Source organism: Neisseria sp. P0008.S002, assembly GCF_051962805.1.
GTDB classification, from domain to species: Bacteria; Pseudomonadota; Gammaproteobacteria; order Burkholderiales; family Neisseriaceae; genus Neisseria; species Neisseria perflava.
This window is the reverse complement of the sequence record NZ_JBQCUY010000010.1, coordinates 23,266-32,476: the sequence shown is the minus strand read 5'-3', so window position 1 is coordinate 32,476 and position 9,211 is coordinate 23,266. Positions and strand designations below refer to the sequence as shown.

At 47.1% G+C, this 9,211-nt stretch carries 4 protein-coding genes; 3 read left to right on the top strand and 1 reads right to left on the bottom strand.

The annotated features are described in order from the left end of the window. The coding region (locus tag ACTHSA_RS10345) for a YadA family autotransporter adhesin (protein ID WP_440378886.1) at window positions 1–2,467 on the top strand (2,467 nt) is incomplete at its 5' end. Window positions 2,468–2,710: 243 nt separating this feature from the next. Here ACTHSA_RS10345 and dusA read toward each other — a convergent pair. Next, on the bottom strand, window positions 2,711–3,709 hold the full coding sequence (dusA, locus tag ACTHSA_RS10340) for a tRNA dihydrouridine(20/20a) synthase DusA (protein ID WP_049336164.1): 999 nt from the start codon (window positions 3,707–3,709) through the stop codon (window positions 2,711–2,713). 217 nt (window positions 3,710–3,926) lie between these two features. On the opposite strand from dusA, the gene ACTHSA_RS10335 reads away from it, so the two are divergent. Together ACTHSA_RS10335 and ACTHSA_RS10330 are read left to right on the top strand one after the other, a co-directional pair. Next, window positions 3,927–4,547: an L-threonylcarbamoyladenylate synthase gene (locus tag ACTHSA_RS10335; RefSeq protein ID WP_036491940.1), complete on the top strand. Its 621-nt coding sequence runs from the start codon at window positions 3,927–3,929 to the stop codon at window positions 4,545–4,547. Window positions 4,548–5,113: 566 nt separating this feature from the next. Further along, on the top strand, window positions 5,114–9,211 hold a 4,098-nt coding region (locus tag ACTHSA_RS10330), incomplete at its 3' end, for an ESPR-type extended signal peptide-containing protein (protein WP_440378885.1).

Here is a 9,211-nt window from a genome sequence, read left to right as displayed (position 1 = left end):
AGACAACGGCAACGGTACCCACACTGTAACCATCACCGACGGTGACGGTAACACCACTACTACCATCGTTAAAGACGGTGCAACTGGTGCTAAAGGTGATACCGGCGCTACCGGTGCAACAGGTGCCGACGGTAAGAACGCTGAAGCCGACGTTAAAGACAACGGCAACGGTACCCACACTGTAACCATCAAAGACGGTAACGGTAACACCACTACTACCATCATTAAAGATGGTGCAACTGGTGCCGACGGTAAGAACGCTGAAGCCGACGTTAAAGACAACGGCGACGGTACCCACACTGTAACCATCAAAGATGGTAACGGTAACACTACTACCACTATCGTTAAAGACGGTGCAACTGGTGCTAAAGGTGACACTGGTGCCGACGGTAAGAACGCTGAAGCCGACGTTAAAGACAACGGCGACGGTACCCATACTGTAACCATCAAAGACGGTAACGGTAACACCACTACTACCATCATTAAAGATGGTGCAACTGGTGCCGACGGTAAGAACGCTGAAGCCGACGTTAAAGACAACGGCGACGGTACTCACACTGTAACCATCAAAGACGGTAACGGTAACACCACTACTACCATCGTTAAAGACGGTGCAACTGGTGCGAAAGGTGAAGCTGGTAATGCTGGTGCAACTGGTGCCGATGGTAAGAATGCCAAGGCCGATGTTAAAGACAATGGCGACGGTACTCATACAGTGACCATCGTTGACGGTGACGGTAAAACTACTACCACTATCGTTAAAGACGGTAAGAACGCTGAAGCCGAAGTTAAAGACAATGGTGACGGTACTCACACTGTAACCATCAAAGACGGTAACGGTAATACCACTACTACCATCGTTAAAGACGGTGCAACTGGCGCTGCTGGTGCCAAAGGTGATACCGGTGCAGACGGTAAGAACGCTAAAGCTGACGTTAAAGACAACGGCAACGGCACTCATACCGTAACCATCACTGATGGCGAAGGTAAAACCACAACCACTATCGTTAAAGACGGTGTAGACGGTAAGAATGCCAAAGCTGAAGTTAAAGACAACGGCAATGGTACTCACACTGTAACCATCACTGATGGCGAAGGTAACACCACTACTACCATCGTTAAAGATGGTGCAACTGGTGCTGCTGGTGCCAAAGGTGATACCGGTGCAGACGGTAAGAATGCTAAAGCTGAAGTTAAAGACAATGGCAACGGCACTCACACTGTAACCATCACTGATGGCGAAGGTAAAACCACTACTACCATCGTTAAAGACGGTGTAGACGGTAAGAATGCTAAAGCCGAAGTTAAAGACAACGGCAATGGTACTCACACTGTAACCATCACCGATGGCGAAGGTAACACCACTACTACTATCGTTAAAGACGGTGCAACTGGCGCCAAAGGTGATACCGGTGCAGATGGTAAGAATGCTGAAGCCGAAGTTAAAGACAACGGTGACGGTACTCACACTGTAACCATCAAAGACGGTAACGGTAACACTACTACTACTGTCGTTAAAGATGGTGCAACCGGTGCCGACGGTAAGAACGCTGAAGCTGAAGTTAAAGACAACGGTGACGGTACTCACACTGTAACCATCAAAGATGGTAACGGTAACACTACTACTACTGTTGTTAAAGACGGTGCTAAAGGTGATACTGGTGCTAAAGGTGATACCGGTGAAAACGGTAAGTCTGCTGAAGGTAAAGTTGAGCGTGATGAAGCTAAAGGTACTTCTACCATCACTATCAACAACTTCGATAAAGACGGTAAAGTCATCTCTACTACTACTGCAACCGTGAAAGATGGTAAAGACGGTAAAGATGGTAAAGATGCTGACGGCACCTTCGGTCTGGTTGATGAGACTGGTACTACTGACGGCTCTATCTCCAAAAAACTGAATAACACTATTCAGATTAAAGGTGATGCGGGTACTAAAGTTCAAGTATTCGACAAAGCAACCGGTAAGACTTCAGAGAAAGAAGTTCAAAACATCTTCGTTAAGAAAGACGGCGATGCGCTGAAAGTCAGCTTGAACCCTGATCTGACCGTTAACAGTGTTACTACTAACGAACTGAAAGCAGGTCCTGTAACCATCAACCAAGGTGGTATCGATGCCGGCAACACTACTATTAAAAATGTTGCTCCAGGTAAGAACGGTACCGATGCGGTTAACGTTGACCAGCTGAACCAAAAATTCGGCGATGTGAACAGCAATGTGAACAAGGTTGACAACAACGCCCGCGCAGGTGTGGCTCAAGCCTTGGCTACTGCCGGTCTGCCACAAGCCTACTTGCCAGGTAAGAGCATGTTGGCTATCGGTGGCGGTCACTACCGCGGTGAAACCGGTTACGCTGTCGGCTTCTCTAGCATCTCCGATGGTGGTAACTGGATCATCAAAGGTACTGCTTCCGGCAACTCACGTGGTCACTTCGGTGCTACCGCAGCAGTTGGTTACCAATGGTAATCTGACTTTCAGACGGCCTGAAAAAGTCGTCTGAAAAGACGAAGCAAAGTAAATGCGGCCTATTTAGGCCGCATTTTTTTATGCTTAGATTATGTTTTGGGTTGATTCGATGAGTTAATCGTAATAGTAGCCAAAGAGAAATGAATATATCTTTAGCAGTCTGTTGTAATTTTAAAGGCCGTCTGAAACATCATTGGATGTTTCAGACGGCCTTTCATTTATTCGCACGATATACCATTAATCTCAAATATTTGCGCGTTCGACTTCTTTCCATGCGTCTAGAATCAGGCTGCCGTCGTTGTCTTTCAGCAAAGTAGCATCTGAGAGCATACGGCGCCAAGTGCGGGCATTTTTTAGGCCGTGCATTAAGCCTAGTGCGTGGCGGACGATATGGCGCAGGATTGTGCCTCGTCCTAAGGCGATTTGTTCGCGACTGTATGCATATAGCCAAGCTGCTAAGTCTGCGTATTGGATTGGTGCGTGTGCGTCGTTGTAAAACATTGTATCCCAATCGCGCATCAGCATTGGATTGTGATAAGCCTCGCGCCCGATCATGACCCCATCGACAAATTTCAGATGTTCGGCGATTTCTTCGTTGGTAGTGATGCCGCCGTTAATCAAAATTTCCAAGTCGGGAAAATCTTGTTTTAAACGATACACGTATTCATATTTGAGTGGCGGGACTTCGCGGTTTTCTTTCGGGGATAAACCGTCCAGCCAAGCATTGCGTGCATGGACAATAAATGTGCGGCAGGCTGTTTTTTCGCGAAGTGTTCCCACAAAATCTGCTACGACTTGATATTCTGTCTGTCTGTCTACACCGATGCGGTGTTTGACCGTCACCGGAATTTCAACTGCATCCTGCATCGCATTCAAACAATCTGCCACCAAATCTACATCATTCATCAGGCAAGCGCCGAAAGCGCCTTTTTGAACGCGTGGGCTGGGGCAGCCGCAATTTAGGTTGACTTCGTTATAGCCATACGCTTCAGCCGCTTTGGTAGCGATTGCCAAGTCATGCGGATCTGAGCCGCCAAGCTGTAAAGCTACCGGTTGCTCGCCTTCGTTGAAACTCAAAAAGCGGTCTTTATCTCCGTAAACCACCGCGCCTGAATTGACCATTTCGCTATAAAGCCAAGCATTGCGTGTAATTTGTCGCGCCATAAAGCGATAGTGTCTGTCTGTCCAATCAAGCATAGGTGCGACAGACAAGCGGCGGGAAGGTAGGGAAGAAGCAGGCATTGAGATGACTTTCAAACAAAATAATGCATTATATAGCGTATTAAATTGACTTTCGATATCGGCCGGTAAATCAAAATAATATATAAGGTATCACTGGGTGCAGCCGTGTTGTAGCTGAGGCTAAATCCATTCATGGTGGTGGAAATCCAATATTCAGACGGCCAAATAAGTTTTAAAATGTCAAACAACAAACCATTAGAATGATAAGGAAAAAAACATGGCACAATTTTTCGCCATCCATCCCGATAATCCCCAAGACCGCCTCATCAAGCAAGCCGCCGATATTGTCCGCAGTGGCGGCGTCATCGTTTACCCTACGGATTCCTGCTATGCGCTTGGCTGCAAACTAGGCGACAAAAACGCGATGGAGCGTATTCTAGCGATTCGTAAAATCGATCAAAAACACCATCTGACCCTGATGTGTGCCGATTTGAGCGAATTGGGTACTTATGCCAAAGTAGATAATGCCCAATTCCGCCAGCTCAAAGCAGCTACGCCCGGCAGTTATACCTTTATCCTGCAGGCAACCAAAGAAGTACCCAATCGCACGCTTCACCCCAAGCGTAAAACCATCGGTCTGCGTGTTCCTGATAACGCTACTGCCTTGGCACTTTTGCAAGAATTGGGCGAACCTATTTTAAGTTGCACCCTTATGCTGCCTGAAGATGAAGAGCCATTGACCGATCCATACGAAATCCGAGATCGTCTTGAACATGCTGTCGATTTGGTTATTGATGGCGGCTGGTGCGGTACTGAGCCGACGACAGTTATCGATATGACCGATGGCACCGAGCTGATTCGTCAAGGCAAGGGCGATATTGCCGTATTCGGTTTGTAAAACCATCCGCATTTGTATAAGTAGGGATATGCGTATTCTTTCTATGACGTATTAAAAGCATATTGCCAATTTTATTGATAGTTTAAAAAACAAATTATTCAATTAAGCAATTGTTCAAAATCATTTCATCAAAGGCCGTCTGAAATCTTTCAGACGGCTTTTTCCATTTTTTAGAAAACAATTCATTTTAAATAAAATTACGAGCAATTGGCACGTTGCTTGCATGATTACTGTGATTGCTGATGACTTGTCGACGGAATACAACATTACGCTTATTAATAAAAACATGACTGGAGAACTTTTGATGATTGGTTTTTCTGTTTAAACGTCATGATTTTGTTTAAAAATTAAAGATAATCGGTTGATATTTTAGACTAGCGGATATTTTGTAAGTATGAAATACTATACCGTTGCGGGATAGTCAAAAGCCTAAATTTCGTCTCAAAGTGACAATAAACGTCAGCTTGAGATAAGCATTTTGCTGGGAAACCCTCGCATAAATTCTTAAAGTAGCGTCATGCTCATGCTCACGCTTTTACCTATCATAAAAAGAGAAAGACACACCTATGAATAAGATATTTAAAGTTGTTTGGAACCGTACGATTCAATCTTTTGTCGTAACTTCCGAATTGGCCAAAGGCCGTGTGAAATCGTCTGCAGAACAAAACAGTACAGATGTATCTGCCGAATCCGGTAAAAATGGTATTGCGACAGTTTTCAGATTGACAGTAATTTCGGCAGCTCTTTTGGGTGCAGGTAATTCGTATGCGGCAACTGCGGGACGAGGACAAATTGCGGTTGATCCTCCGACCAGTGCTACTGCGGTCAGCGGTGCAACAGCGACCGGTATTGGTGCGCTGTCAATAGGAGCATCAGCCAATGCTACGGCTAATGGTGCAGTTGCGGTAGGTACGAGTGCAAATGCAACACATAATAACAGCCTGGCCGTGGGTACCAATGCTAAAGCTACTCAAACTCATGCTGTTGCAATGGGTGCAGATACAAGTGCAAGTAGTTCATATGCAACAGCGATAGGTAAAAGTGCCAATGCTGTTTCTGTAGATTCAACAGCATTGGGTGCAGATTCCAAAGCAAATGGTACGCAAGCGACAGCGGTAGGTAAGAATGCTCTTGCCAATAATACGAACACAACAGCATTGGGTAATTCGGCGCAAGCATTTGGTATAGGCTCAATGGCTTTGGGCCAATCCAGCACATCAAGAGGTCAAGACGGCATTGCAATTGGCAGCGGCAGTCAGGCTGCAGCCAATGCGCAAAATGCCATTGCAATCGGTACCAATGCAGTGGGTTATCAAAGTGAGTCTATTGCCATAGGTAATTCAGCCCAAGCTCAAACTGGAAATACCATTGCCATCGGTAAAAGTGCAGTGGCAAATTCTCCAGCTTCGGGTAATGCAGCATCAAGTGCTATTGCACTTGGTGCAGACGCGAATGCAACAGGACTTGGTACGATTGCTATTGGACGTGCATCTGGGGTTCTTTCGCAAAATATTATGAATGTGAATGTAACTCACAATAATATTGCTATTGGTAATACGGCTCGAGTAGGCGATTCAAGTAGTTCTAAGATAACTCAGTCTATTGCTATTGGTTCAGGTAACCGTGTTGATCCACAGGGCAGACCTGAGGGTGCGTGGGCAAAGGGAGACCAATCTATTGCGGTTGGTGGCAATGTCTTGGCTAATGGTAATTCATCTGTTGCTATTGGTGGTGATGATTTAGATTCGGTAGGTGGTACTCGATATTCTGGCAATGCAACGGATAAATTCATCAAATATAATGAAAAAGGTGCAAAGACCGGTGAATATACGCTGAGCGGTAAAAGTCTGCGTGATATTTATAAAGAGATGACTGGTGATACGATGTATAGCGGTTCTTATGGTAATACTATTGCCGGTCAAGGTTCTGTTGCATTAGGTGTGCAGTCTAATTCATCTGCCGATTTGTCTCTGGCTATCGGTACCAAATCTCAGGCCACTGCCTTTGGTGGTGTAGCTTTGGGTACAGGTGCGAAGGCTACTTTGCTGAATTCTGTGGCTTTGGGTACGGCTTCTAAAACCGATAAAGAAGGTCAGGCATACGTTCAACGCGAAATTATGGGTGTAACCTACACTTGGGCAGGCGGTCAAACTACCGATGCCGGTGATGTTGTGTCTGTCGGTTCCAAAGGTTACGAACGCCAAATCATTAATGTATCCCCTGGCGATATTTCCGCTACTTCCACTGATGCGATCAACGGCTCACAGCTTTATGGTGTTTTGAGTGCAATTGAGCGTGTCCGCTATTTCTCTGTTAAGTCAGAAGAAGGCAAAACTGACGGTACGAAAAACTGGAACAATGACGGTGCAAAAGCAACCAATTCGATTGCCATCGGACCGAATGCGGCAACAAGTACTGGTGCGACGGGTAGTGTTTCCTTGGGTCATAATGCCAACGTACTTGGCGAAGATTCTGTTGCTGTTGGTCCAAATGCAACGGTAACTTCGGGAACTGTTGGCGCTGTTGCCTTAGGTTCTAATGCCAATTCCCGCGGTACAGGTTCTATCGCCATAGGTTTGAATACAGAAAATAATTACAATTACTCTGTAGTCGTTGGTGCTCACAGTAGAGCCAACTATGGAAATGCAACCGTTGTCGGTGCAAGGGCAGCGGCACAAAATAACGGTACGGCAATGGGCTATTTGTCAAATGCAGTCGGTGATGATTCTGTTGCAATCGGTCATCAGGCGCAGACAACGCAAGCTTATTCTATCGCCATTGGTAATCAGGCAAACAGTTCAGGCCTTTATTCCACCGCTATTGGTTCCTCAGCCCAAGCTGCCGGGCAGAATAGTTTTGCCGGCGGTAATAATGCAAAAGCGACTGGAAGCGATTCAGTTGCTTTGGGTAGTGGCGCGATGACTACGATCGGTAGCTCCGTTGCATTGGGTAATGGTGCTGTTGGCACTGCCAATAATTTTGATGCAACAGCTAAAAATGCAACATTCAAAAACGATAGTGGTACGACGACTAATGTCAGCTATGCAGCTTCTTCATCCGCTAAAACAGGCGCGGTTTCTGTAGGCAGTGCAGGCAATGAACGCCAAATCCAGAATGTTGCCGCAGGCCGTATTTCCGCCACTTCGACCGATGCGGTCAATGGTAGCCAGCTGTACACCGTTATGAACAATGTTGGACACAATATCCAACAAAACGGTACAGACAAGTCTCGTATCAATAACAACGGTACAGTCAACTACGCCGATGGCAACTTGACGACTGTTGCAATCACCGATGGCGAGAATGCATCAAAAGTTCAAATCAACGTCACTCAAGGCACATTGTCTGTCGATAATAATGGCACAGTGTCCGCACCGACTGCCGGTGTAGCGACTGCCGGCGATGTTGCTAATGCCATCAATAATGCCAAAACCACAACCAAGGTGGCGGCAGGCAGTAACGCGCACGTTAATAAAACAACCTCAGGCAAAGAGACCGCTTATACCGTCAGCGCAGATAAAGCAACGGTACAAGTTTCCAATGCTTTGAATTTGACTTCCAATACTACAACTGCAGCCGATGGTGCCGTCACAACTGAGTACAGTATCGATCTTGCTCAAAGTACTAAAGATAACATCCAAAAAGGTGTGGATGCCAAAACCACCGTTGATACCAAAGGTCTGACCTTCAACGGCGACAGCGGCAGCACCAATGTCGAAAAACTCGGCTCCACCGTGACCGTTGCCGGCGACGACAACATCACCACCGAAGCCCAAGACGATAAAGTGACGGTTAAGCTGAACAAAGACCTGGTGGTAGACAGCGTCAAAGCCGGCGACACCACCGTGAACAACGACGGTGTGAAAGTAGGCGACGATGTCGCATTGACCCAAGACGGCGTTAAAGCAGGCGACGTCAAACTGACCAAAGACGGTTTGAACAACGCCGGTAACAAAGTGACCAACGTAGCCGATGGCGACCTCAATGCCAACAGCAAAGATGCCGTTAACGGCAGCCAACTGTTTGCGACCAACCAAAACGTCGCCAACAACGCCGCCAATATCGCCAAAGGCATCAACTTCGGCGGTACCACCGGCAGCAATAACTACGCATTGGGCGACACCATCAATGTCAAAGGCGACAGCAACATCATCAGCGAAACCGTAGCCGGTGGCGCACAGCTGAAACTGGCCAAAGACATCACTGTTGACAGCGTCACCGCAGGCGACAGCAAACTGAATTCAGACGGCCTCACCATTACCGGTGGCCCGAGTGTGACCAAGTCAGGCATCAATGCCGCCGGCAACAAGATTACCAATGTTGCCGCCGGTACCGATGACACCGACGCCGTCAACTACAGCCAGCTGAAACAGCAAAGCGCCGCTGCCCGTACCGAAGTTGCAGCCGGCACCAACATCAAAGACGTGGTGAAAACGACCGGCGCCAACGGCCAAGACATCTATACCGTCAACGCCAAAGGCACGACTGCGAGCGCAGGTTCGGACAAAGTGACCGTCACTGCTTCAGCAGAAGACGCGAACAACGTGACCGACTACAGCATCGACTTGGCGCAAGACACCAAAGACGACATCCAAAAAGGTGTGGATGCCAAAACCACCGTTGATACCAAAGGTCTGACCTTCAACGGCGACAGCGGCAGCACC